The sequence below is a fragment of the Achromobacter mucicolens genome (assembly GCF_902859725.1).
Classification (GTDB): domain Bacteria; phylum Pseudomonadota; class Gammaproteobacteria; order Burkholderiales; family Burkholderiaceae_B; genus Achromobacter; species Achromobacter mucicolens.
The window spans coordinates 333,553-357,328 of sequence record NZ_CADIJP010000004.1 but is presented as its reverse complement, the minus strand read 5'-3'; the positions used below and the strand labels follow the sequence as shown (position 1 = coordinate 357,328).

Annotated in this window: 26 protein-coding genes; 9 read left to right on the top strand and 17 right to left on the bottom strand. The window is 67.7% G+C overall.

All coding sequences use genetic code 11. The features are described 5' to 3' along the window. Positions 1-3 precede the first annotated feature (3 nt). Positions 4-336, top strand: a complete 333-nt coding sequence (locus HV786_RS06980) for a 2Fe-2S iron-sulfur cluster-binding protein (RefSeq protein ID WP_175210398.1) — start codon at positions 4-6, stop codon at positions 334-336. On the opposite strand, the gene HV786_RS06975 is transcribed toward HV786_RS06980, so the two are convergent. The 7 genes from HV786_RS06975 to HV786_RS06945 all read right to left on the bottom strand — a co-directional run bounded on the left by HV786_RS06975 (position 317) and on the right by HV786_RS06945 (position 4,816). Next, positions 317-802: a hypothetical protein gene (locus tag HV786_RS06975; protein WP_254599454.1), complete on the bottom strand. Its 486-nt coding sequence runs from the start codon at positions 800-802 to the stop codon at positions 317-319. The genes HV786_RS06980 and HV786_RS06975 overlap by 20 nt on opposite strands. After that, complete coding sequence (locus HV786_RS06970) at positions 753-1,454, bottom strand: DUF899 domain-containing protein (protein WP_128828568.1); 702 nt, start codon at positions 1,452-1,454, stop codon at positions 753-755. Before HV786_RS06970 ends, HV786_RS06975 begins: the two co-directional genes overlap by 50 nt. 51 nt (positions 1,455-1,505) lie before the next feature. After that, a complete protein-coding gene (locus HV786_RS06965; RefSeq protein ID WP_128828567.1) occupies positions 1,506-1,955 on the bottom strand; it encodes an SRPBCC family protein in 450 nt (149 codons plus the stop codon). Further along, positions 1,856-2,293 (bottom strand): ArsR/SmtB family transcription factor, encoded by a 438-nt coding sequence (locus HV786_RS06960; RefSeq protein ID WP_128828566.1) that lies wholly within the window; start codon positions 2,291-2,293, stop codon positions 1,856-1,858. The genes HV786_RS06965 and HV786_RS06960 overlap by 100 nt, the downstream gene beginning before the upstream one ends. A 72-nt stretch (positions 2,294-2,365) precedes the next feature. Next, on the bottom strand, positions 2,366-3,529 hold the full coding sequence (locus tag HV786_RS06955; protein WP_128828565.1) for a hypothetical protein: 1,164 nt from the start codon (positions 3,527-3,529) through the stop codon (positions 2,366-2,368). Between the two features lie 14 nt (positions 3,530-3,543). Continuing rightward, the gene (gene fnr / locus HV786_RS06950; protein WP_056324138.1) at positions 3,544-4,272 is read right to left on the bottom strand and encodes a fumarate/nitrate reduction transcriptional regulator Fnr; all 729 of its coding nucleotides are present in this window, start codon (positions 4,270-4,272) and stop codon (positions 3,544-3,546) included. A gap of 97 nt (positions 4,273-4,369) precedes the next feature. After that, a complete protein-coding gene (locus HV786_RS06945; RefSeq protein WP_128828564.1) occupies positions 4,370-4,816 on the bottom strand; it encodes a gamma-glutamylcyclotransferase family protein in 447 nt (148 codons plus the stop codon). 137 nt (positions 4,817-4,953) lie between these two features. Here HV786_RS06945 and clpB point away from each other — a divergent pair, with 137 nt between their 5' ends. Next, positions 4,954-7,560: an ATP-dependent chaperone ClpB gene (gene clpB / locus HV786_RS06940; RefSeq protein WP_128828563.1), complete on the top strand. Its 2,607-nt coding sequence runs from the start codon at positions 4,954-4,956 to the stop codon at positions 7,558-7,560. 97 nt (positions 7,561-7,657) lie between these two features. On the opposite strand, the gene HV786_RS06935 is transcribed toward clpB, so the two are convergent. Next, positions 7,658-9,319 carry an S-layer protein gene (locus tag HV786_RS06935; protein WP_128828562.1) on the bottom strand — a complete coding sequence of 554 codons (1,662 nt, stop codon included), beginning with the start codon at positions 9,317-9,319 and terminating at the stop codon, positions 7,658-7,660. 130 nt (positions 9,320-9,449) lie between these two features. Further along, positions 9,450-10,097 (bottom strand): TetR/AcrR family transcriptional regulator, encoded by a 648-nt coding sequence (locus tag HV786_RS06930; RefSeq protein ID WP_062840786.1) that lies wholly within the window; start codon positions 10,095-10,097, stop codon positions 9,450-9,452. Positions 10,098-10,258: 161 nt separating this feature from the next. On the opposite strand from HV786_RS06930, the gene HV786_RS06925 reads away from it, so the two are divergent. The 3 genes from HV786_RS06925 to HV786_RS06915 are packed head-to-tail and all read left to right on the top strand — an operon-like array spanning position 10,259 to position 12,813. Then, complete coding sequence (locus HV786_RS06925) at positions 10,259-11,470, top strand: Tm-1-like ATP-binding domain-containing protein (protein ID WP_175210392.1); 1,212 nt, start codon at positions 10,259-10,261, stop codon at positions 11,468-11,470. An 11-nt stretch (positions 11,471-11,481) separates the two neighbouring features. After that, positions 11,482-12,312, top strand: a complete 831-nt coding sequence (locus tag HV786_RS06920; protein WP_128828561.1) for a phosphoenolpyruvate hydrolase family protein — start codon at positions 11,482-11,484, stop codon at positions 12,310-12,312. 57 nt (positions 12,313-12,369) lie between these two features. Then, complete coding sequence (locus HV786_RS06915; protein WP_128828560.1) at positions 12,370-12,813, top strand: SRPBCC family protein; 444 nt, start codon at positions 12,370-12,372, stop codon at positions 12,811-12,813. Between the two features lie 9 nt (positions 12,814-12,822). Here HV786_RS06915 and HV786_RS06910 read toward each other — a convergent pair whose 3' ends face one another. After that, complete coding sequence (locus HV786_RS06910) at positions 12,823-13,788, bottom strand: LysR family transcriptional regulator (RefSeq protein WP_063953846.1); 966 nt, start codon at positions 13,786-13,788, stop codon at positions 12,823-12,825. Between the two features lie 89 nt (positions 13,789-13,877). Here HV786_RS06910 and HV786_RS06905 point away from each other — a divergent pair, with 89 nt between their 5' ends. Continuing rightward, positions 13,878-15,335, top strand: a complete 1,458-nt coding sequence (locus HV786_RS06905) for an N-acyl-D-amino-acid deacylase family protein (protein WP_175210390.1) — start codon at positions 13,878-13,880, stop codon at positions 15,333-15,335. 28 nt (positions 15,336-15,363) lie between these two features. Continuing rightward, positions 15,364-16,323 carry a tripartite tricarboxylate transporter substrate binding protein BugE gene (locus HV786_RS06900; RefSeq protein ID WP_056324159.1) on the top strand — a complete coding sequence of 320 codons (960 nt, stop codon included), beginning with the start codon at positions 15,364-15,366 and terminating at the stop codon, positions 16,321-16,323. Between the two features lie 25 nt (positions 16,324-16,348). Here HV786_RS06900 and HV786_RS06895 read toward each other — a convergent pair whose 3' ends face one another. From HV786_RS06895 to HV786_RS06875, 5 genes are read right to left on the bottom strand one after another with little or no spacing between them, the layout of a single operon-like run. Next, positions 16,349-17,725: a sulfite reductase subunit alpha gene (locus tag HV786_RS06895; protein WP_175210387.1), complete on the bottom strand. Its 1,377-nt coding sequence runs from the start codon at positions 17,723-17,725 to the stop codon at positions 16,349-16,351. A 6-nt stretch (positions 17,726-17,731) separates the two neighbouring features. Next, positions 17,732-18,748 carry an FAD:protein FMN transferase gene (locus HV786_RS06890; RefSeq protein WP_420809628.1) on the bottom strand — a complete coding sequence of 339 codons (1,017 nt, stop codon included), beginning with the start codon at positions 18,746-18,748 and terminating at the stop codon, positions 17,732-17,734. A 13-nt stretch (positions 18,749-18,761) separates the two neighbouring features. Further along, on the bottom strand, positions 18,762-19,562 hold the full coding sequence (locus tag HV786_RS06885; RefSeq protein ID WP_128828559.1) for a DUF4198 domain-containing protein: 801 nt from the start codon (positions 19,560-19,562) through the stop codon (positions 18,762-18,764). 23 nt (positions 19,563-19,585) lie between these two features. Continuing rightward, positions 19,586-20,101 (bottom strand): DUF2271 domain-containing protein, encoded by a 516-nt coding sequence (locus HV786_RS06880; protein ID WP_128828558.1) that lies wholly within the window; start codon positions 20,099-20,101, stop codon positions 19,586-19,588. A 27-nt stretch (positions 20,102-20,128) separates the two neighbouring features. Continuing rightward, entirely contained in the window at positions 20,129-20,755 is a 627-nt protein-coding gene (locus HV786_RS06875) for a PepSY-associated TM helix domain-containing protein (RefSeq protein WP_175210385.1), read from the bottom strand. A 212-nt stretch (positions 20,756-20,967) separates the two neighbouring features. Between HV786_RS06875 and HV786_RS06870 the strand changes: the two genes are divergently transcribed. Both HV786_RS06870 and crcB read left to right on the top strand, forming a co-directional pair. Further along, positions 20,968-21,522 carry an HdeD family acid-resistance protein gene (locus tag HV786_RS06870; RefSeq protein WP_128828557.1) on the top strand — a complete coding sequence of 185 codons (555 nt, stop codon included), beginning with the start codon at positions 20,968-20,970 and terminating at the stop codon, positions 21,520-21,522. A gap of 5 nt (positions 21,523-21,527) precedes the next feature. Further along, positions 21,528-21,920 (top strand): fluoride efflux transporter CrcB, encoded by a 393-nt coding sequence (gene crcB, locus HV786_RS06865; protein ID WP_056324169.1) that lies wholly within the window; start codon positions 21,528-21,530, stop codon positions 21,918-21,920. A 19-nt stretch (positions 21,921-21,939) separates the two neighbouring features. On the opposite strand, the gene HV786_RS06860 is transcribed toward crcB, so the two are convergent. Then, entirely contained in the window at positions 21,940-22,728 is a 789-nt protein-coding gene (locus HV786_RS06860) for a GntR family transcriptional regulator (RefSeq protein ID WP_175210383.1), read from the bottom strand. A 21-nt stretch (positions 22,729-22,749) separates the two neighbouring features. Further along, positions 22,750-23,715: a tripartite tricarboxylate transporter substrate binding protein gene (locus HV786_RS06855; RefSeq protein WP_128827656.1), complete on the bottom strand. Its 966-nt coding sequence runs from the start codon at positions 23,713-23,715 to the stop codon at positions 22,750-22,752. Positions 23,716-23,776: the final 61 nt, after the last annotated feature.

Here is a 23,776-nt window from a genome sequence, read left to right as displayed (position 1 = left end):
CCCATGTCCTCGTACCCCGTTCTTGTCCAGCCGGCAGGCCTGCGCTTTGAGGCGCGCGCCGGCACGTCCGTGCTGCTGGCCGCGCAGGCGGCGGGCATCAAGCTGCCCAGTTCGTGCCGCAATGGCACGTGCCGTGCCTGCATGTGCCTGCTGGTCGAGGGATCCGTCGTGTATGGCGTTGAATGGCCTGGCCTGTCGCGGGACGAAAAGGAAGAGGGCTGGATCCTGCCGTGCGTGGCGCAGGCGACGTCCGCGCTGGAGATCCAGGCGCCGGGCGCGGCGCCAATCGAGGCGCGGCCGCCCGCCGTCCGCCCGCTTACCGGCGCCAGACGCTGAGCGCGGCCACCGGCAGCAGGGCGGCGGCCATGCCGGCGGTCATGCCCAACACCATTCCCCAAAAAGGTGCGGTTTCCAGCGCCTGGGCCGTTTGAACGCCCAGGCGCGCGCCCAGCACCATTCCGATCGCCATCAGGATCAGGCAGAGTACGCGGCTTGCCAGCGGCGTTTTTGCCCCCGGACGCCGGGACCAGGGAAGCCGGGACCAAGGCAGCAGCGCTGCCAGCGCCATCGCGGCGGAACTGGCGGGCATCAGCGCCGCGTGCCGCCAGGCCAGTTGCACCAGGGTGCCCGGCGCACCGCATTCGCTGGCCAGCAGCGCGGCGGGCGTGCGCCATGTGTCCACGACCAGTCCGGCGCCCATGGCCGCCAGGCAGGCCAGCCAGAGGCCCGCCATGCCGGCCGTGGTCGGCGGCTTAGCGCTGGCCGTGGCAGGCTGGGCGGGGGGCGTCGCCATATTGGTCATGGTGGCGCACCCAGTCGCGTACGTCGAAATACGGGCCGTTTTCATTGCGGCCCAGCGGCGCGATGTCCAGGTAGTTATACGCGCCCGCCAGCCGCTCCACGCCGCGTTCGAAGGCCGAGTAGGTGTGGAAGATCTCGCCGTCGGGATCACGGAAGAAGGCGCTGGCTCCAGGACGTTCCTCGACCGCGCCATCCGCCTGCGGCACGGACGCACCGAAATCGAAGTTGAAGTCGCTTTCCGCCGAGGAATACCAGTCAAACGCCCAGCCCATGCGGGCCTTGAACGCGGCCAGCCGGGCATACGGCGCGCGCGAGACGGCCACCACCGATACGTCGTGGTGCGGCAGATGCATGAGCGCGCTGTCCAGGTGGTCGGCCAGCAGTGAGCAACCCACGCAGCCTTCCTCCCAGTCCGGACCAAACATGAAGTGATAGACGATCAGCTGGCGCTTGCCGTGAAAGAGGTCCTGCAGGCGCTGCGGCCCGTGCGCGCCTTCGAACAGGTAGGGCTTGTCCACCTGCACCCACGGCAAGGCCATGCGGTCGCGCGTCAGGGCGTCGGTGGCGCGGGTCAGTTCCTTTTCGCGCCGCAGCAGCGCCTCGCGTGCAATGTGCCATTCGTTGCGGGATACGACGGGATGATCGGTTTGCATCGTACGTCTCCTGTGTATGCCGGGCGCGTCGGCCCGGGCTCGGGTTCAGCGTCAGGCCGCGCCGGCCAGGTGATTGGCCAGCCGGTCCAGGGCGCCCGACCAGCCGTCTTCGTGGCCGTCGCGCGTGGCTTCGTCGACGAAGGGCGTCTGCAGGAAGGCAAGGTCGGTGCCGGCGCCCGCCGCTGTGAAGTCCAGGGTGATCAACGAAACTTCCTGCGGCGTGTCGCGCCACGCCCAGGTGAACACCAGGCGGCGATGCGGCGCGACTTCCTGATAGCGGCCACTGGCGTAGTGCGCCGCGCCGTCGGCGGTGACGAAGCCCACTTGATAGGCGCCGCCCGCCCGCACGTCGGTCTCGGCCAGCAGCACACGCTGCGTGCCTGCCGGGCCGAACCAGCGCATCAGCGCTTGCGGGTCCGTCCAGGCTCGCCAGACGCGTTCGACGGGGGCGTCGAAGCGTCGCTGGAGCCGCAACTCGATGGGGGAGAGTCGGTTTTCCATGGATGGATTTCCTCTTCGTGATACAGGTATCGCGCCAGCGAATCCAGTTGGCCCGTCCAGAACTTCTCGTAGCGCGCCAGCCAGCTGGCGGCGGCGCCCAGGGGCTTGGCCGACAGCGTGCAGCTCACGACCCGGCCGTCCTTGGCACGCGCGATGAGCCCGGCGTCTTCCAGCACCCGCAGGTGTTTCATGAAAGCGGGCAGGGACATGGCATGCGGCTGGGCCAGCGTGCTGACCGAGGCCGTGCCGTTTTCCAGGTCGGCCAGCACCCGGCGCCGCGTGCCATCGGCCAGCGCGGAGAAGATGGCATCGAGCGCGTCATCATTTAACTTAACCATAAGGTTAAGTTTTAGGCCTGCCACGAATCCCTGTCAAGCCGGGAGGCTGCGGAATTTCCCTAGGGGGAGCGCTTATTTGGCGCGAGGCTTGATGATGTCGCAGGCCGCGGCGGTGCGGCTGGCCTGGGCGTCGCTGCCCAGCAGCGCCCGAACGCCACAGATCGACCCGAACATGCGCTTGCCGTCGTGGCCGACGCCGCCAACTTCAAAGGCGGTGTGGCGCAGGTTGACGGGCTTGCCGCCACGCGCGGCCAGCACGTGTTCGTACTGGACGTAGCCCGTGCCGCGCGCCAGCCGGGTGGCGCCCTGTGCTTCGGCGCCGCAGGCCTTGTCCAGCAGACGGTGTTCGGGGTTGTTGTCGGCGCCGCCCAGCAGGTAGACCACATCGCGCGCGGCGTAGCGCACAAAGAGCGTGGCGTCGTCGGTTTCGCGGGCGTAGGCGGGCAGCTTGTCGGTGCCGTACTTGTACTGGTTGTAGGTCGGGCAGATGCCGCGCTCGTACGGCGCATAGCCCTTGCCGTCGGCGCGGGGCCGCTCGTTGGTCAGGTACAGGTAGGACGACGGATTGGCAATAACGTAGCGCAGCGTGAGGCCGTCGCGGCGCAGTGCGCCATCCAGATTGTTCAGCACCGCGTACCGGTGCACCAGTTGCGCGCCGGCTGAATGGCCGGCCAGCACCAGCCCGGTCAGCGACGGCAGCCGTTTGCGGTCGTTCAGGCTGCGCAGCAAATCATCCAGGACCTGGAACGAGGCGACGGGGGCGGGGCGGCCTGCGGCCTGGACGCTTTCCTGGCCGTCTTCCCAGCTGGCCTTGCGCCAGGCGGCCATGCCGGCAAACCCGGAGTCGATGGAGCCGGAAAACCGGGGGGCGAGCACCAGCGTGTCGCCAGCGCGCGCCGGGTCGTCGGCGACCAGCGCCGCGGCAGTTTCGAAGTATTGATCGGCGTCGCGCTTGACGCCGTGGATGACGATGAGCACCTGCTTGATGCCGCGCAGGTCGTCCTTGGTCAGGTCGCGGTTTGCGTAGACCGGCATCTTGTACCGGTGGCCGGGCCGGCCCAGTTCAACGGTCTGCCAGCGCAGCGGCGCCGCGCGCTTGGGCGCGGGCGTGGCTTCGTCGTAGTCGTAAGGGTCCGGCAGCGGCGTCTGGGCGTGCGCGCTGGCAAATGCCAGCACGGCGGCCACCGCCAGTGCGGCAGGCAAGAGGGCAGGCAAGAGGGCAGGCGCGCGGCGCATGGCGCAGCGACTGCTCAGCAGCTCTCGTGTCCCAGCAGTTGCTTGAGCGCCGGCAGGTCCAGGATGCGGACTTCGCGCTGGTTGATCTTGATGAGACCGTCGCGCGCAAAACGCGAGAACAGCCGGCTCACCGTTTCCAACGTCAGGCCCAGGTAATTGCCGATTTCTTCGCGGCTCATGCGCAGCACGAACTCGGTCGAGGAATAGCCCAGCGAGGCATAACGCTGCGACAGGTTCAGGAGGAAAGCGGCCAGGCGCTGTTCCGAACGCATGGAGCCCAGCGACGCGAGCATCTGGTGCGAACGCGTGATTTCGCGGCTCATGAGGCGGCGGAATTGCTGCTGCAGCGAGGGCAGGTGCGAGGCCACGCGATCGACTTCATTCAGGCGGATGACGCAGACCTCGGAGTCTTCGAGCGCCACGGCGGCCGACACGTGCTTGCCGTCCAGCATGCCGTCCATGCCGACGATCTCGCCGGGCAGGTGAAAGCCCGTGATCTGGATCTGGCCGGTGGCGTCTTCAAGTTGCGTCTTGAGGCTGCCGAAGCGCACGCCGTACACGGCGTCCAGCGGATGATCCAGCGAGTAGAGCGTCTTGCCTTTTTCGACGCGGACGCGCTCTTTCACCAGCTCGTCCAGCTTTTCGACTTCAGCGGCTGCCATGCCCACGGGGACGCAGACATGGCCCAGCATGCACGTGGAACAGTGGGCGGCATCAGGGGCAATGGGGACCCGTTTTTGCATACGATGACCTTTAGAGTGCCCATTGCGCGGCGGGCGCCGGAACGGGTGTGGAGCACGAGACAGGCGTCTATTGTAGTCCGTTGTTACTACGGCCGTCTTACGAGGGGGCCTTCCGGTCGTCCGGCGTTGTCCGGGAAACACGGTGGACGATCCAGTCGTCCCCGGCGATATCGACCGCCGCGGCCCGCCACGCGGGGTCGATCGGGTAGTACTCGCAGTGCAGCAAAAGGGGGTCGCCGGAGCCTTCCAGGCGTGCGCAGACCGTCCTGCGCACGAAGCAGCATGGCTTGCCGGGCTCGTATTCCTCGATCTCGTCCATCAGGGCGAGCAGCGCCGGGCCCACCCGGAAGACGTCGCCGCGGACCCGCCGGCCGTCGTCCACGGGGATGAGTCCGGGCCAGTCGCCAAAATCGACCAGCATGCCGGGCACGCTGGCGGCGCCGACATGGCTGGCCGGGGGCAGGCCGCGCCGTGCAGCGGCCCGGGCGAGGTCGTTGATTTCGCCTGCCCGTAGGGTTCCGTACACAAAAACGTATATGCTCATCGCTAAGTTTGCTGCTGCACGTCGAAAAAGACCATGAGGGGCGCCGGGTGTTGAAATTGTCTCATCCGGCCACATATTCAGGTTATCGAGCCAGCCGGCACGTATCGGTCAGGCTCCCCACAAGCCAATAGACCATTATGCGATTCGACAAACTTACGACCAAGTTCCAACAAGCGCTGGCCGACGCGCAAAGTCTGGCCGCCCGCAACGATCATCCCTACATCGAACCCGTCCACGTGCTGTCCGCCCTGTTGTCGGATCCCGACAGCGGCGCGGGCAGCCTGCTGGCGCGGGCGGGCGTTGCGGTAAATCGCCTGGGTCCCGCCCTGGAGACGGCGCTCAAGTCCCTGCCGCAAGTGCAGGGCGATGACAACGTTCAGGTGGGCCGCGACCTGCAAGGCGTGCTGACGCGCACCGACAAGGAAGCCGCCCGCCGCGGCGACACCTACATCGCCAGCGAACTGTTCCTGCTTGCGCTGGCCGACGACAAGGGTGAGGCCGGCCGCATCCTGCGCGAAGCGGGCCTGCAGAAAAAGGCCCTGGAAGCCGCGATCGACGCCGTGCGCGGCGGCGAGAACGTCTCCGGCGCGGAAGGCGAGGCCAACCGCGAGGCCCTGTCCAAGTACACGCTTGATCTGACCGAGCGCGCCCGCCAGGGCAAGCTCGACCCGGTCATCGGCCGCGACGACGAAATCCGCCGCACCATCCAGATCCTGCAGCGCCGCACCAAGAACAATCCCGTGCTGATCGGCGAACCCGGCGTCGGCAAGACCGCCATCGTCGAAGGCCTGGCGCAGCGCATCGTCAACGACGAGGTGCCCGAGACCCTGCGCGGCAAGCGCGTGCTGTCGCTGGACCTGGCTGCGCTGCTGGCGGGCGCCAAGTTCCGCGGCGAGTTCGAAGAACGCCTGAAGGCCGTGCTGAAAGAGCTGGGCCAGGACGACGGCCGCAACATCGTCTTCATCGACGAACTGCACACCATGGTGGGCGCGGGCAAGGCCGAAGGCGCGATGGACGCGGGCAACATGCTCAAGCCGGCGCTGGCGCGCGGCGAGCTGCACTGCATTGGTGCGACCACGCTCGACGAATACCGCAAGTACATCGAAAAGGATGCGGCGCTGGAGCGGCGCTTCCAGAAGGTGCTGGTCGACGAGCCCGACGTGGAGTCCACCATCGCGATCCTGCGCGGTCTGCAGGAACGCTATGAAATCCACCACGGCGTCGAGATCACCGACCCCGCTATCGTGGCGGCCGCCGAGCTGTCGCATCGCTATATCACCGACCGCTTCCTGCCCGACAAGGCCATCGACCTCATCGACGAGGCCGGCGCGCGCATCCGCATGGAGATCGACTCCAAGCCGGAAGTGATGGACAAGCTGGACCGCCGCATCATCCAGCTCAAGATCGAGCGCGAGGCCGTCAAGAAGGAAACGGACGACGCGTCCAAGCGCCGCCTGGGCGTCATCGAGGACGAGCTGCAAAAGCTGCAGCGCGAATACAACGACTTCGAGGAAATCTGGAAGGCCGAGAAGGCCGCCGTGCAAGGCACGCAGGCCATCAAGGAAGAGATCGACAACGTCCGCGCCGAGATGGCGGAATTGCAGCGCAAGGGCCAGTTCGACAAGCTGGCTGAGCTGCAGTATGGCAAGTTGCCGGACCTTGAGGCGCGCCTGAAGGCCGCCGAGGTGGGCGCCGCCGAGGCCGCTGAAAACGCGGAAGGCGACGAAACCCGTCCGCGCCTCTTGCGCACCCGCGTCGGCGCCGAGGAAATCGCCGAAGTCGTCTCGCGCGCCACCGGCATTCCAGTGTCCAAGATGATGCAGGGCGAACGCGAAAAGCTGCTGCACATGGAAGAGTTCCTGCACAAGCGCGTGGTGGGCCAGGACGAGGCCGTGCGCCTGGTGTCCGATGCCATCCGCCGCTCCCGTGCCGGGCTGGCCGATCCGGCGCGTCCGTATGGGTCGTTCCTTTTCCTGGGGCCGACCGGCGTCGGCAAGACCGAACTGACACGTGCGCTGGCCGAGTTCCTGTTCGACTCCGAAGAGCACATGATCCGCATCGACATGAGCGAGTTCATGGAGAAGCATTCGGTGGCGCGGCTGATCGGCGCGCCGCCGGGATACGTGGGTTACGAAGAGGGCGGCTACCTGACCGAGGCCGTGCGGCGCAAGCCCTACAGCGTGGTGCTGCTGGACGAAGTCGAGAAGGCGCATCCGGATGTGTTCAACGTGTTGCTGCAAGTGCTGGACGACGGCCGCCTGACCGATGGCCAGGGGCGCACCGTGGACTTCCGCAACACGGTCATCGTGATGACGTCCAACCTGGGTTCGCAGCATATCCAGACGCTGGCCGGCCAACCGTATGACGTGGTCAAGGAAGTGGTGTGGGACGAGCTGAAGCAGACGCTGCGGCCGGAATTCCTGAACCGCATCGACGAAGTGGTGGTGTTCCATGGCCTGGAAGCGCAGCACATCGAGTCCATCGCCCGCATCCAGCTTCGCCGCCTGGGCGAACGCCTGGAAAAGCAGGAGATGCGGCTGGAAGTGACCGAACCGGCGCTGGCGGAACTGGCCCGCTCCGGCTTCGATCCGGTGTTTGGCGCGCGCCCCTTGAAGCGCGCGATCCAGCAGCAGATCGAGAACCCGGTGGCACGCCTGATCCTGGAAGGCAGGTTCGGCCCGCGCGACGTGGTGCCGGTCGACTGGCAGGACGGCAAGTTCGTCTTCACCCGCACCTTGCAGTAAGCCTGCTGCACCAAGAAAAATGCCCGGCGCGATGAGCCGGGCATTTTTTTGCCTGCGCCGCGCCGCCGGAAATGGCGGCGCAGGCGGGTCGATCAGATCAGTTTTCGACGGTTACGAACACCGGGTTTGAATAGAACCACAGGTCGTTGTAGTTGCGCGCGTTGATCGCGTTAAAGCGCGCCGCGTTGTCGGCCAGGTCGATCTTGGCGTCCGGCAGCGGTTCGCCCGCTGCGGTTTCGCCGGCCACGTCCACGCCAAGATTGGTGCCGCGCAGGCGCAGGTACTGGCTCTTGTCGGCGGTGATCGTGGTGGTGATGACGTTGTAGCCTTCGTCGTCCACCTTCCAGTCCGCCTTGGTGAAGCGGGCCAGCACGCGCGTCGTGGGATTGGTGTCGGCATCGTATTCCGGCGTGCCTGCCTGGGCGCGTTCGGTCACGTCCCCAACGATGAGGTCCACGTGATGCACGGTGGGCTTCACGTAGGTCGGATTGCCGCTTTCGATCGGGTACTCGTAGTTGTTGCTGTCGGGGCTGCGAAAGCGGATGGTGACTTCCACTTTTTCGCCCTTGGCCGCCTTCAGCTCGCCACCCATGTGCGCGGCGCCGGCCAAGCCCTTGGCCTGGAAGTCCAGCGCGTCGATCAGGTCGCCGAAGACGCCGAACATGCGGCCGCTCTTCAGGCCGGCCACCACCGCCGCCATGTCGTCACCGTCTTTCCAGACGTGCGTCTTGCTGTATTCGCCGGGCGCGTAGCCGCTGCTGTACAGGCCCGAGGCCGTGCGGAAGTGATAGTCCGAATCCGCCACGTTCCAGATGCGCCGGCCTTCGCCCAGCAGCGCGTCCCACGTGCCGCCAAGGTGCGCGACCAGGTAGTCTGTGCCGCCATAGGTGCGGTTGGGCAGGAAGGGCGTGGTGTACGCCGTGGCGTAACCGCCGCGGTCCGGTTCCATCTGGTTGCCGACCATGCCTTCGATGGCGAAGAAGACGGTGGGCGCCAGGTCGTTCATCTCGCGCAGTTGGGCGATGGTGTACTTGCCCGCGTAACGCGAGGGGTGGTTCAGCAGCATGTAGCTGTCGGGGTGCTTGTCGCGCAACCACTTCAGCGCGGCCAGCGCGTCGGCGTGCGTGGTGTAGGCGCGCGTCTGGCCGGACAGGCGCGAGACCAGCAGCGGGTCGAACTTGTTCGGATCGCGGTTGGTGAACAGGTATTCGAACTCGGCAACCGCCTCCAGCGACTTGGCGGACTGCGGATCGTTGTAGCCGATGCCGATGTTGACGTGGTCGTGCGTGGGCATGTCCCATTCGAACGACGAAAAGATGATCTTGCCGGCGTAGCGGCCCGCGGCCTGCGCCTGCTTGATGAAGGGCGCCTCGTACTGCGCCATGCCTTGCGAGAACGGGATCGAGCCGCCCGGCAGGTTCACGCCCGTATGGTCGCGCGCGGACAGGCGCAGGTGATTCGAGATCGCGGCCCAATCCAGCTTGTAGCGGTCGAACGCCTGGTCCAGCGCGCTTTCCAGGCTGACCTGGGCGTCGTCCGACTGGAACGTATGCACGTGCAGGTCGCCCGTGGACCACGCGCCCGTCTCGACCGGCTTGGGCTGCTCGGCGGGCGGCGTGGGATCGGTCACGACGGGGGGCGCCGGTTCGGGGGTGACTTCGTCATCGTCATCGCTGCCGCCGCAAGCGCTCAACAGGGTCACGCAAGCCAGCGACAAAGGCATGAGGGCTCGCCGCAGGCGGGATACTTCGAACTGCATCTACAACACTCCAACGTCAGGCGGCGTGCAACACGCACTGCCGCGAAGCGCGCCACTATGCGGGCGGGGAATGACGTGGGAATGACAGCGGCGGGCGCGGACGCGGATCTGGTGCGCTGTCCGGGCCGGCCTATTTCTTGCCGGCTTTGGCTTCGGCCAAGGCCTGGGTGATGATGGCGTTGGCGGTCCAGCGCACGACGTCGGTGACGCCGGGCAGGTCCAGTTTCCAGATGTCCTTGAGCACCAGGAACACCTCGGTGCCGTACACCAGCGACAGCGCCTGCGCGACGCGCTCCTGTTGTGCCGGCGTCAGGTCGGCGGCAAGCGGGGCGATGGCGCGTTTCAGGATGTCGACCCGGTGGCCGCGCACCAGCCGCGGCTCGGCGTCGGCCTTGCCGGCGCTGGCTTGCGCGTGCTGTTGCAGCGACACCAGGATGGCGGCGCGCAAGGGCGCTTCGTGGGCCTCCAGCCGCGGATAGGCGAAACGCAGCAGTTCGTCGACACGGGCCGCGGCGTCGGGCGCGTCGGAATTCCAGGCGAGGATGGGACCCAGGCTTTCGTCCACCACGGCCGCGATCAGCGCGCTCTGGCTGGGGAAATAGCGGTAGGCGGTGGCGCGCGATACGCGGGCGTGCTCGGCCAGTTCGGCGACGGACGGCGTGACGCCTTGCGCCATCAGCTGCTGGGCGGCCTCAAGCAGCGTCTTGCGCATCCGGGCGCGCGGCCCGTGGGGCGGTTCGCCGCTGGCCGCCGCCTGCGGGCTGGCGGGAGCGATCAGCTTGGCGCCGCCTGCGGACGCTTGCCCCTTGCGGGCAGGGGAGTCGGATTGACGTGAGACAGGTGTCTCAGTATGATTCTTTCGTCTCATTTCTGGATTCTACAGGCCTTTGGCCTCACATATCGAGGCGCGCACGGAGTGTAGCCGCCCGCGGAGGAGTCATGACGCATACCAAGCAGCGGGTGTTTGTGGCCGCGACCTACGACACCAAGGGCCACGAGGCCGAATACGTGGTGGATCTGCTCCGGCGCGAAGGCCTGGACGTGGTGTCGGTGGACGTTTCGACCTCGGGCGCGCCCAGCGCCGCCGAGGTCTCGGCGCAGGAGGTTGCGCGCAGCCATCCGGAGGGCGCCGGCGCGGTCTTCACCGGCGACCGGGGTTCGGCCATCGCGGCGATGGCGCTGGCGTTCGAGCGTTATGCCGCTGGCAATGCCGAGATCGGCGCGCTGCTGGGCCTGGGCGGATCCGGCGGCACCGCGCTCATCACGCCCGCGATGCGCGCGCTGCCCATTGGCACGCCCAAGGTGATGGTGTCCACGATGGCCTCCGGCAATGTCGCGCCCTATGTGGGACCGTCCGACATCGCGATGATGTATTCCGTGACCGACGTGGCGGGCCTGAACCGCATCTCGCGCCGCGTGCTGGCCAATGCGGCCGGGGCGATTGGCGGCGCGTTCCGCCAGGCGGTGAATGCGGCCGCCGACGACGGCCGGCCGGCCGTGGGCATCACCATGTTCGGCGTCACCACCGCCTGCGTGCAACAGGTCACGCCGCTGCTGGAATCGCAGTTCGACTGCCTGGTGTTTCATGCCACGGGCACGGGCGGCCAATCCATGGAAAAGCTGCTGGACAGCCGCCTGCTGGCGGGCGTGCTGGACCTGACCACCACCGAAGTCTGCGACCTGCTGTTCGGCGGCGTGCTGGCGTGCACGCAAGACCGCTTCGGCGCGGTGGCGCGCACGGGCGCGCCGTATGTCGGCTCTTGCGGCGCGCTGGACATGGTCAACTTTGGCGCGATGGACACCGTGCCCGAGCGCTACCGCGGCCGGCTGTTCTACCCGCATAACCCGCAGGTCACGCTGATGCGCACGACCGCCGAGGAAAACATCCGGCAGGGCGAATGGATTGCCGACCGGCTGAACCGCTGCGATGGGCCGGTGCGTTTCCTGATCCCCGAGGGCGGCGTGTCCGCGCTGGACGCGCCGGGCCAGGCGTTCTGGGACCCCGAGGCCGATGCCGCGCTGTTTGCCGCGCTCGAAGCCAACCTGCGGCAGACGGCGGACCGCCGGCTGATCCGCGTGCCTTGCCACATCAACGATCCGCTGTTCGCGAAAACGGCGGTCGACCATTTTCTTGAAATTGCCGCACATTGAGGATTGCCGCCATGCCGCGTTTTGACCGTCACGAACTGCTGGACAAGTTCCGCGCCATGGTGCGCGCCCGCACGCCCATTGTGGGCGGGGGCGCGGGCACCGGGCTGTCGGCCAAGTGCGAGGAAGCGGGCGGCATCGACCTTATCGTGATCTACAACTCGGGCCGCTACCGCATGGCAGGCCGCGGCTCGCTCGCGGGCTTGTTGGCCTACGGCAACGCCAACGAGATCGTCGTGGACATGGGCCGCGAAGTGCTACCGGTGGTCAAGAACACGCCGGTGCTGGCCGGCGTGAACGGCACCGACCCCTTCTGCGATTTCGATGTGTTTCTGGACGACCTGAAGCGCCAAGGCTTTGCCGGCGTGCAGAACTTTCCCACCGTCGGCCTCATCGACGGCAACTTCCGCGCCAATCTTGAAGAGACGGGCATGGGGTACGCGCTGGAGGTGGACATGATCCGCCTGGCGCACCAGAAGGGAATGCTGACAACGCCGTATGTCTTTAACGAGGACGACGCCGTGGCCATGGCCCGCGCGGGCGCGGATATCATCGTGGCGCACATGGGCCTGACCACCGGCGGGTCCATCGGCGCCGAAACTGCCCTGACCCTGGACGATTGCGTGGGCGCCATCGACCGTATCGCCGAGGCCGCGCTGGCCGTGCGCCCGGATATCATCGTGCTTTGCCATGGCGGTCCGATTGCAATGCCCGAGGATGCGGCGTACGTGCTGCGCGCCTGCAAGCATTGCCACGGCTTCTACGGCGCCAGCTCGATGGAGCGCCTGCCGACCGAACAGGCCCTGACGGCCGCCACGCGTGAATTTAAGAACCTGACCTTCTGATCCGCATTGCCGCAGTTTCCCCCTGATTCGACGCGCATCGCGTCCGCCGGAGCCCGTATGCCGCACACCGTACACATCACCGCCATCGTCAACGCGCCGCTGGACAAGGTCTGGCCGTTGTTCCGCGACTTCAATGGTCTTGGGGGCTGGCATCCCGGCGTGGCGCAAAGCCGCCTGGAAGAGGGCGGCCGCCACGACGCCGTGGGCTCGGTGCGGCACCTGACGCTCAAGCCGTCCGGCTTCGTGCGCGAACAGCTTCTGATGCTGGACGATCCCAACACCGCGCTGCGTTACGCCATCATCGAAACCGACCTGCCCATGCGCGACTACGTCGCGGGCGTATCGCTGCATCCCGTCACCGAGGGGGGCGGCACGCTGGTGCAGTGGTGGGCCGACTTCCGCGTGGAAGGCGCGCGGCTCAGCGATGTGGCCGAGGCCGTGGGACAGAACGTGTTCGCGGCGGGATTGGCTGCGCTGGATGAGAAGTTGCGTGGGGGGTAGGGAACCCGATTAGTGCTTCTGGCGCGCTGCAGATAGTCGGCGGCAGCCCGGGGGTAGCTGGGCCGTTCGCAGGTAGTCGTGGATGGCCGAAATCAATGCCTGTGCAGCGGGGCTCAACGGATATTCCTTGTTGCGGATGATGCACAGCGTGCGCACCACGGTCGGCCGCGCCAGCAGTGCGTAGGCCAGGCCCGGTTCCATGACGCGTTGCGCAGCCAATGCCGGCAGCAGCGCCACCCCCATTCCCGCCTTGACCAGCGCCGCCTGCGACGTCGTGCTGGACGCTTCATAGAACGGCGCCGCGGCCTCGATCGGCAGGTCCGCGCGGGCGCGCAGCAGCGCCATGATGCCTGTTTCATCCACCACGCCCACCAGCTTGCGGCCGGCCAGATCGGACCAGCGCATCGCGCCGTCGCGGCCCGGGCGCAGACTGGCGTCGTCCTGCCGGTAGAGCACGCCAAAGCGGTCCTCCAGCAAGGCGTCGAACTGCAGTCCGGGCGCGTCGGCCCAGCGGCTGGTCAGGCCAAAATCGACCTCGCGCGCGGCCACCTTGCGCTGGATGCGGCCGGAGTTGTCGTCGCTGAGATACACGCGCACCGCCGGATACTGCGCGGCGAACACGGCGGCCGCCGGCGCGATGAGCTGCGTGATGGCGGACGGCGCCGCCGCCACCCCCACCCGCCCGCGCTCCAGCGCGCCAAAACGCACCACGTCCTCGATCACGCCATCAAAATCGGCCAGAAGCCGCATGACGCGCGGCAGGAATTCCTCGCCGGCCGGGGTCAGCAGCACGCGCCGGCTGGTGCGCGCGAACAGCTGCGTGCCGAGCGCGTCCTCAAGCTGGCGCACCAGGCTGGTGACGGACGATTGCGTCTGGAACAGGCGCTTGGCGGCGTGCGTGAAACTGGATTCCTGCGCCACCGCGACGAACGCGGTCAGGTGCTTCAACGTGACGTGCTTGGGCAGACGATGCATTTCAAAACGCGATAGATGGATTAATAAAAACAATTTTTCCAGATTGATCGCGCCGACGATACTAGGGCCTTCATCAAGGCAGGAACACCATGCAGGGCACTCTGGATCTGATCATCGAAGGCGGCTGGCTCATCGACGGGCTGGGCGGTCCGCGCCAGCGCGCCGACGTGGGCGTGGCGGGTGAACGCATCGCGGCCATCGGCGACCTGTCGGCAGTAAAGGCCGCCCGGCGCGTGGACGCCACCGGCAAGATCGTGGCGCCCGGCTTCATCGACGTGCATGGTCATGACGATCTGATGTTCGTGGAAAAGCCGGACCTTGCCTGGAAAACCAGCCAGGGCGTCACGTCGGTGGTGGTGGGCAACTGCGGCGTAAGTGGCGCGCCTGCGCCGCTGCCCGGCAATACCGCGGCCGCGCTGGCGCTGCTGGGCGAGACGCCGCTGTTCGCCAGCATGCAGGCCTACTTCGATGAATTGCGCGAGCGCCAGCCGGTGATCAATGTGGCTGCGCTGGTGGGGCACGCGAATCTGCGCCTTGCCGCGATGCGCGACCCGGCGGCGCAGCCGACCGCCGCCGAACAGGAATCCATGCAGCGCATGCTGGCCGACGCGCTGGACGCCGGCGCGGTGGGCTTCAGCACCGGCCTGGCCTATCAGCCAGGGGGCGCGGCGCAACCGCCCGAACTGGAAGGTCTGGCCAGCGTGGCGGCGGCGCGGGGCGCGATGCATACCAGCCATATCCGCAACGAAGGCGATGCGGTCGAGGCCGCCGTGGACGAGGTGCTGAGCATCGGCCGCAACACCGGCTGCGCCACCGTGCTGTCGCATCACAAGTGCATGATGCCGCGCAATTGGGGCAAAAGCGCCGCCACGCTATCCAACATCGACCGCGCCCGCGCCGAGGGCGTGGACGTGGCGCTGGACATCTACCCTTATCCCGGCAGCTCGACCATCCTGATCCCCGAGCGCGCCGACACCATCGACGACATTCGCATCACGTGGTCGACCCCGCATCCCGAGTGCAACGGCGAATACCTGAGCGATATCGCGGCGCGCTGGGGATGCGACAAGACCGTGGCGGCCGAGCGCTTGTGCCCGGCGGGCGCGATCTACTTCGCGATGGACGAGAACGAAGTGCGCCGCATCTTCCAGCACGAGTGCTGCATGGTGGGCTCCGATGGCCTGCCGAACGACGCGCATCCGCATCCCCGGCTATGGGGCAGCTTCACGCGCGTCCTGGGCAGGTATGTGCGCGAGGCCCGTCTGGTGACGCTGGAGGCGGCGGTGGCCAAGATGACCGCATTGCCCGCCCGCGTTTTCGGCCTGACGGACCGCGGCCGGATCGCCGTGGGCGCATGGGCCGACATCGTGGTGTTCGATGCCGAGACGGTGATCGACCGCGCCACGTGGGAAGCGCCCACGCTTGCGTCCGATGGCGTGGCGCATGTGCTGGTCAATGGCACACCTGTATATCCGGCCGAGGCGAACATGCCGCGGCCCGGCCGCATCCTTCGCCGCGATCCGGCCGCGGCGCAACCCCTTTCATAACAACAGCCGTTCCAGGAGATCCACCATCATGTTCCGCAAGACTTGCGCCGCCCTGGCGCTGGCCGCCGCGCTGCCGGCCGCCCACGCTGCCTTTCCTGACCGCCCGATCACACTGATCGTGCCGTTCCCGGCCGGCGGCCCCACGGATATCGTCGGCCGCGTGGCCGCCGCCAAGGCGGGCGAGATCCTGGGCCAGCAGATCGTGGTCGAAAACCGCACCGGCGCGTCCGGCACCATCGGCATGACCGCCACGGCGCGCGCCAAGCCGGACGGCTACACCGTGGGGCTGGCCACCGTCAGCACGCATGGCACGGCGCCGCACCTGTTTCCCAACCTGGCTTATGACCCGGTCAAGGACTTCACGCCCATCAGCAACCTGGTGACCAGCCCCAACATCCTCAGCGTGAATCCGAATTTTCCGGCCAAGACGCTGGCCGAATTCGTGACTCACGTGCGCGCCAATCCCGGCAAGGACGGCTACGCCAATGCGGGCGCGGGCGGCGTGAACGACCTGGGCATGATCTGGTTCCTGCAGATCATCGGCGGCAAGATGAACAGCATTTCGTACCGCGGTTCGGCGCCTGCGCTGACCGACACGGTGGGCGGCGTGGTGCCGGTGATCTTCGACAACTTTCCGTCGTCGCTGCCCTACGTCAAGAGCAATCACCTGAAGGCGCTGGCGATCACCGGCACGGCGCGCAACCCGCGCCTGCCGGACGTGCCGACCTTTGCCGAGCAAGGCTACAAGGATTACGACGTGACGGCGTGGTACGGCGTGGTGGGTCCGGCCAACATGCCGGCCGACGTGCGCGACAAGCTGGCCGACGCCTTTGCCCGCGCGGTACGTGATCCGGCGACCGCAGCGAAGATGGAAGAGACGGGCGCGTTTCCGCTGGGCAACACGCCGGCGCAGTTTGGCGAGCAGATCAGCACCGAACGCGATCGCTGGAAGACGGTGATCGACCGCGCGCAGATCAAGCTGCAGTAACCGGTCCGGGCAACCCGGCGCGCGTTCAGTACACGTCGCGCCGGTAGCCCCCGGCATGCTGCAGCGCCTGCAGGCGGTCCTCGCCCAGGATCTCGCGCAGCGCGGCATCCACGCCGCCCGCCATGCCTTGCAGGCTGCCGCAGACGTACACCGCGGCCCCTGCGTCCACCCAGTCGCGCAGGGCGCCGGCCTGTTCGCGCAGGCAATGCTGCACGTAGCGGCGTTCGGCCTGGTCGCGTGAGAACACCCAATCCACGCGCGCCAACGTGCCGTCTTGCCGCCACGCGTCGATTTCATCGCCGCAGAACCGGTCATGGGCGGCATTGCGCTCGCCAAAAACCAGCCAATTGCGAAGGTGCCCGGCCGCGCGGCGCGCCTTAATGAGCGCGCGCAGGCCGGCTAGACCCGTGCCATTGCCGATCAGGATCAGCGGACGGCCGTCCTCGGGCGGATGGAAATTGCGGTTGGCGCGCACGCGCAGCGCGATGTCGTCGCCGGGCTGCGCAATGTGCGTGAGCCATCCGCTGCCCAGCCCCAGCACGCCGTCCGAGCCGCGCATCTGGCGCACCAGCAGTTCGATGGCGCCGTCAGCGGGCAATGAAGCGATGGAGTATTCGCGATGCGCCTGCACGTCGCCGCCGCGTTCCCGCCGGGGGCCGATCTCGGCGATGTCGCCCGCCTGCCATGACGCGGGGCGGCCGGCAGGCGGCGTCAGCGTCAGCAGGTAGCAGGGCCCGCCCTGGCTATCGGGATTGAGCAACGTCCGGCCGGCGAGGCGCCAGGTGTCGTAGACCGGCGCTTCCCAGTCGGGCAGGTCGCTGCGGCCCGCCAGCAAGCCCAGGTGATGCTGCCAATGACGCAGCGCGGCGGCGTCGTCGTTGTCCACCTCGACCAGGTCGAAGAGCGGCGCCGCGCCGTGCGCGTGCAGCCAGTCGTCCAGCCGGTGGCCGAAGCCGCAGAAATGCGCGTATTCACTGTCGCCCAGCGCCAGCACGGCGTAGTGCGCGCTCGCCAGCGCGGCGCCTTGCGGGGTTGCTTGCATCATGCCGGCAAAGGCCGCCGCCGCGTCGGGCGGATCGCCTTCGCCGTAGGTGCTGACGACGAATAGCATGCGCCGGTACGCCGCCAGCCGTGCAATGTCCAATTGGTCCAGCGAGGCGACGCGCACGGTCAGGCCGCCGGCGCGCAGCGATTCCGCGGTCTGCGTGGCCAGGGACTCGGCATAGCCGGTCTGGCTGGCATAGGCGACCAGCACGGCGTCTTCGGGCGCGGGGGCGCCAAGGGCCTGCAGCGCAAGCGCATGTTGGGCGTCCTGGCGGCGGGCGCGCCGCCAGGCCCACAGGCACAGCAGCAGCCAGGCCAGCACCACGCACGCCGCTGCAATCAACCGGGTATAAAACATGAGCATTCAGGGCGCAAGGGCCAGAGCCTCGAACTGCGGCGTGGCCACGACGCGCCAGGCGTCTTCCCCGCGCAGAATGAAAAGCGCCGCGAGACCATGGCGGCGCGCGTAGGCCAGCCCGTCGGTGTCGCCCAGCACCGTCAGCACGGTGGCCAGCGCGTCGGCCTGCATGCAGACAGGATGCAGCACCGTCACGGACGCCACCGCATTGCGCACCGGCCGGCCGGTGCGCGGGTCGATGGTATGGGCGTAGCGCGCATCGCCGTCGCCCGCGTGGCGCCGGTAGTCGCCGGACGTGGCGATGCTGCAGTTCTCCAGCGGCAAGGCCAGTGCATGGTCGTCGCTGGCGTCGGGCACCTCGATGGCCACGCGCCAAGGCTGTTCATCGGGACGTTTGCCGCGCGCACGCAATTCGCCGCCGACTTCGACCAGGTAATCGGTGATGCCCAAGGCATCAAGCGCCAACGCGGCGCGGTCCACGCCGAACCCCTTGGCGATGGACGACAGGTCCAGATACACGCCGCCGGGCTGCCAAGCCGCGCGGCGGTCTTCGTCCAGCGGTACACGTTGCCAGCCGCACCGGTCGCGCGCGGCCTGGACGGCGGCGGGCGAGGGCGGTTCGAAGGCGCGCTGGTGCGGACCGAAGCCCCACGCATTCACCAGCGGTCCCACGGTGGGATCGTAGGCGCCGCCGCTGTCTTGGGCCAGCATCAGCGCATGCCGCAGCACATGGAAGAATTCGGCCGGCAGCGTCTGCCAGCCCGATGCGGCGCGGTTGTAGCGGCTGATGTCGGAGTCCGCCTCCCATGTGCTCATCTGCGCGACCACGTCATCCAGCGCGGCCTGGATGGCGCCCCGCGCTGCCGCGTCGGCCACGCCCGCGGGCAACGCCATGCGTGCGGACCATGTGGTGCCCATGGTGGCGCCGGCCAATGCGGCCGGGCGCGCGGGCATCGCGCCATAGGCGATGCGAACGGCGGGCGCCGCCGCGCAGCGCGGCGCATAGGAAGGGGCATTGGCCACGCGCGCCGCTGCCTTACGGTTGCAGCACTTCGACGGTGCCCGCGTACGACAGGCGGCGCTTCTTGGCCTGCGGCACGGTGACCTTGGCGTCTTCCATGCCGGCTTCGATCCAGTACAGGCCGGGCTGCGGCCACTTGATCGAGAATTTGCCGTCCTTGTCAGTCTTCACCGCGATCTCGCCGACCTTGTCGCGATAGCGGCTGCCGCCCGGCACGACGGTCACGTCCAGCTCCGCGGCGGGCTGGCCGTCCAGCAGCATCTGGAACGTGGCGGCTTCGTCCGTGAAAAGGTCGTTCGGGTGCGTCACGGGCGCCAGCTCCAGGCCGCGGCCCACGGGCTTGACTGCCGACGGCTTGCCCGCGGTCACGAAGGTTTCGACGCGGCCCAGGCTTTGCGACACTTCAAGCTCATCGGCCTTGGCCGGGACGGCCTGCGCCAGTCCGTCGGCCTTGCCGAAATAGCGCTTGTTCTTGCCGTCTTCCTTCCAGCGTGCGAACACGCCGTCGTTGACCACGGCCACGCGGTAGGTGCCGGCCTGCTTGAGCTGCAGATCGAAGGTGCTGCGCAGCTTGCCGCGGTTGATGTTCTCGGCTTCGGCTGCATTGCCGTCCGGCGCGGTCACGGTCAGGCCGTCCAGGCGCAGCGGGGCGTGATTGAAGTAGAACTTGTCGTTGCCGACCGCGGCGTCCACGGTGATCCAGCTATCGGTGCCCGACAGCACGGTGGAGGACGGCACGATCCAGACGTCATGCGCGTGGGCGGCAAAGGGCAGGCACAGCGCCAGCGCGGCGGCCAGTTTGGCGGCGGTTTTCATCGTTGCGTTCCTTTAGGGCGGGGTCAGGGTTTGAGGTCGAGCGCGATGGCGCCCAGTTCGTGTTCGCCGCGCGCGGCCAGTTGCTCGGCCTTTTGCGGCGGCCACTGGAAGGGGATGCGCACCAGTTCGCGGCCGCCCACTTCGCGCGCGGCTTCGACCACCACGGCGTACTGTCCCGGCTTGAGTTGCGACAGGGGCTTGCTGGCCGCGTCAAAGGACAGCGCGTGCTTGCCCGCGGGCTTGGTCGCGCCGCTGACGCCGTCCACCGGGAACTGCTGGTTGCGGCCGCTGCGGCGCCACCACTGGCGCATGTCCTTGAGCCATTCGGTGCCTTCGTTGTTTTTCTTGGCCACGTCGTACCAGACCGCCAGGTCGGCCGCCACGCTCTGGTCGGGGTTCTCGATCCAGATCGCCACGTACGGGCGGTGGTATTCGGCCACGTCCAGACGCGGCACCTCGATGGACAGGCCGATGTCTGCCGCGTGGGCCGTTCGGGCGATCAGGCCGGCGAGCAGCGCCGGCAACAGCAACTTGCGCATGGAAATCTCCAGGGCGTATCGATGGAATCAATGGATGAAAAGCAGCGCCAGCACCAGCGGAATCACGAGACCCAGGCCCACCATCGGCCAGGTCGCGCTGCGGTTGCCGGCGTGCATCTTGAGCAGCACCAGCCCGGTGAGTGAAAACACCAGACAGGCGACGGCAAAGATGTCCAGGAACCAGCTCCAGGCAAGGCCCGTGTTGCGGCCCTTGTGCAGGTCGTTCAGGTACGAGATCCAGCCGCGGTCGGTGCGCTCGTATTCCACGTCGCCGCTGGCGCGGTCGATGGACAGCCAGGCATCGCCGCCCGCGCGGGGCAGCGACAGATAGACCTCGCCGGCGGACCATTCGGCGGGCCTGCCGGCCGTCGAGGCGTCCAGCGCGTCGTCCAGCCAGGCGGCGACGGCGGCGGGCAGGGGCGCCTTTTTTTGCGTGGGCGTGGCGGCAAGCTGCTGGAGCTCGGCGTCGGGAAGGCGGACCTCGCGGCTGGTCACCACGGCCTTCGATTCGATGTGCGACGCGTTGTTCAGGGTCAGCCCCGTCACGGCGAACAGCAGCATCGCCACCATGCAGAGCGCAGCGCTGATCCAGTGCCACTGATGCAGGGTCTTGAGCCAGTAGGCGCGGCGTCGGGGAGCGGGTTGGGTGTCCATGGAATGTCAGGCGGGAAGCGGGCGGATTCTAGCATTTAATGAGAATTACTCTTAAAAAAGACCGGCTCCCGCGCACGCGAAAATTTCAATCGATTTCGGCCGGAGATGGCTGCCGCGCCGAGTCTGAACAAAAGCTGAACGCGGGTTGCCGGGTGCGCGCGCTGCCCGGCGGGGCTAAGATAGGCCACCCTTTGCAAACACCGGAGGTCGTCATGCTGCAACAGCAAGTCGTGGATCAAATCGGTCGTCATTGGGGGTGGGTGGCGCTTCGCGGCGTCGTCGCCATCCTGTTCGGGTTCATGGCCATGTTCATGCCGGCCATCACCTTGTCGGCGCTGGTGCTGGTGTGGGGCGCGTTTGCGCTGGTGGACGGCGTGCTGGCGCTGATCGCCGGCTTGCGCATCCGGGACAACGGCAAGCCGTTGTGGGCGCTGATCGTCGTGGGCCTGCTGGGCGTGGGCGCCGGCATCGTCACCTTCCTATGGCCGGGCCTTACCGCGCTGATCCTGCTCTACATCATCGCCATCTGGGCGATCGTGGCGGGCGTGTTCCAGATCATCGCCGCCGTGCGCTTTCGCAAGGCCATCCGCAACGAATGGCTGCTGGGCCTGGCCGGGCTGGTGTCGGTGGTCTTCGGCGCCATGCTGATCGTTCAGCCGGGCGCCGGCGCGCTGGCGCTGGTGTGGGTCATCGGCATCTACGCCGTGTTCTTCGGCATACTGCTGCTGGTCTTTTCCCTGCGTCTCAAACAACACGGCAACGCCTGAACTCCATGTCCGCTTATCAAACGCTGGTTCCCCTGAATTTCCTGGCCGTGGGCCTGGGCGCCATGTTGGGCGCCTGGGCCCGCTGGCTGATGGGCCTGTGGCTCAATGCCGGCTCCTGGCCGTGGGGCACGATGGCGGTGAATCTTGCGGGCGGTTACCTGGTGGGCGTGGCGCTGGCGCTGGTGGCCGGGCATCCGGAATGGCCGGCGTGGGTGCGGCTGGGGGCCATCACGGGTTTCATGGGCGGACTGACCACGTTCTCGACCTTTTCGGCGGAAACCGTGGCGATGCTGGAACGCGGGGCGTACGTCAGCGCGCTGAGCTACGCCGGATTCAGCCTGGCCGGGTCGCTGGCGCTGACGGCGGCGGGCCTGGCCACGGTCAGCCTGCTGCGTTAGCCGCCACCATTTGCGGTGGTCAGGCGCCGTCCGAGGGCGTGGCGACGGGCGCGGGCAGCCACGTGGGCTGGCCGGGCATGTCGTGCGCCTGCATGTCCATGCGGTATTCGTAGCGGTCCGGCCGATAACGGGCATGCAGCCATTCCACCGGTCGTCCGGACGCATCGCGCACCAAGCGATGCAGGCTGAGCAGGGCCGATCCCACCGGCACGTCCAGAAGCTCGGCGATGCCGGGCTCGGCCAGCACCGCCGAAATCGATTGCTCTGCCCGCGCCACGTGCACGCCCAGGTCGCGGAAGATCGCGAGCAGGGGTTTGGCGCCCAGGTCCTTGCGGCGGATGCGCCGGCCGATGTCGTCCGGCACGAACGTGGTCAGGTACGAGAACGGCTGTCCTTCGTGACTGCGCACGCGCACGGCGCGCTGCACAAGGGCGCCCGGCGGCAGTTCCAGGCGCGCGGCCACCAGCGGCGTGGCCGGCGCGGTGTCCAGTTCCAAAAGGCGCACCTGGGTGTGCATGCCCATGCGGGCCAGGTGCGCCATCAGCGCGTCAATGCCCGCGCCATGCTGCGGCGCCCCGAATGTGGCGGGCGCGACGGCAAAGGTGCCGCGCCCCTGGCGCCGCTCGATGAGGCCATCGGATGCCAGCGCATCGAGCGAGCGCCGGACCGTCAGGCGCGACACGCCGTATTCTGCGGCCAGCGCGTTTTCGCCCGGCATGGCGCTGTCCGTGGCGAATCCGCCCGCTTCCAGCCGTTGCTTCAGCAGCAGATAGACCTTGTGATAAAGCGGTAGCGGGCTGGCGGGCACGATGGGAACTCCTGGTTGGGTTCAGTCGACGGTCGCGCCGGTGAACTTGACGATCTCGGCGTAGCGCGCGATGTCCTGGCGCACGAACTCGTCCAGTTCCTGCGGACTGCTGCTCACGGCGGTGGCGGCCTCGCCCTCAAGCAGTTTGCGGAACGACGGCGTATCGACGGCCTTGCGCGCGGCCGCGTTCAGCGCCGCCAGCTTGTCGGCCGGGAGCTTCGCGGGACCGAAGAGCGCGAACCACGCGTTCGATTCGAAACCCGTGATGGTATCGCCGATGGGCGGCACGCCGGGAAACTGCGGCAGCGGCTTCGGGCTCGACACCCCCAGCGCGCGCAATGCGCCGCTCTTCATGTGCGGCAGCGCATTGAGCGAACTGGCGAACATCATGTCCACCTGACCGCCCAAGAGGTCGGTGATGGCGGGCGCCGTGCCCTTGTACGGCACGTTCAGGATGTCCAGGCCCGCCATCATCTTCATGCGCTCGCCGGCCATGTGCAGAGAGGATCCGATCGCGCCCAGCGCCATCGTGTACTTGCCGGGGCTGGCCTTTACCAGCGTGACGAACTCCGGCATGGTGCGCGCCGGGAAGTCCTTGCGCACGACCAGCACGCTGGGCACGTTGGCCAGCATGCTGATGGGCGTGAAATCGGCCACGGGGTCGAAGGGCAGGTTCCGATAGAGCGTCGCGTTGATGGAGAAGCTGGTGAACGTGACCAGCAAGGTGTTGCCGTCGGGATTGCTCTTGGCCACGTAGTCCGCGGCGATGTTGCCGCCCGCGCCCGGTTTGTTCTCGACCACCACGGGGCGTTTCAGGTCCAGCGCCATGTGCTGCGCAATGCTGCGCGCCACGGTGTCGGTGGTGCCCCCCGGCGGCGCGCCCACCACCAGCCTGATGGCGTCGTTCTGGGCAAGGGCGGGGGCCAGCGGCATGGCGCATGCGGCCAATAGCGCGCAGCCCGCGGCGATTCGATGCAGTCCCGGCATGAGTTGTCTCCTGATATGTTGTATTGAGGACAATACAAGTATAGGAAGACTGGCCTGGGCG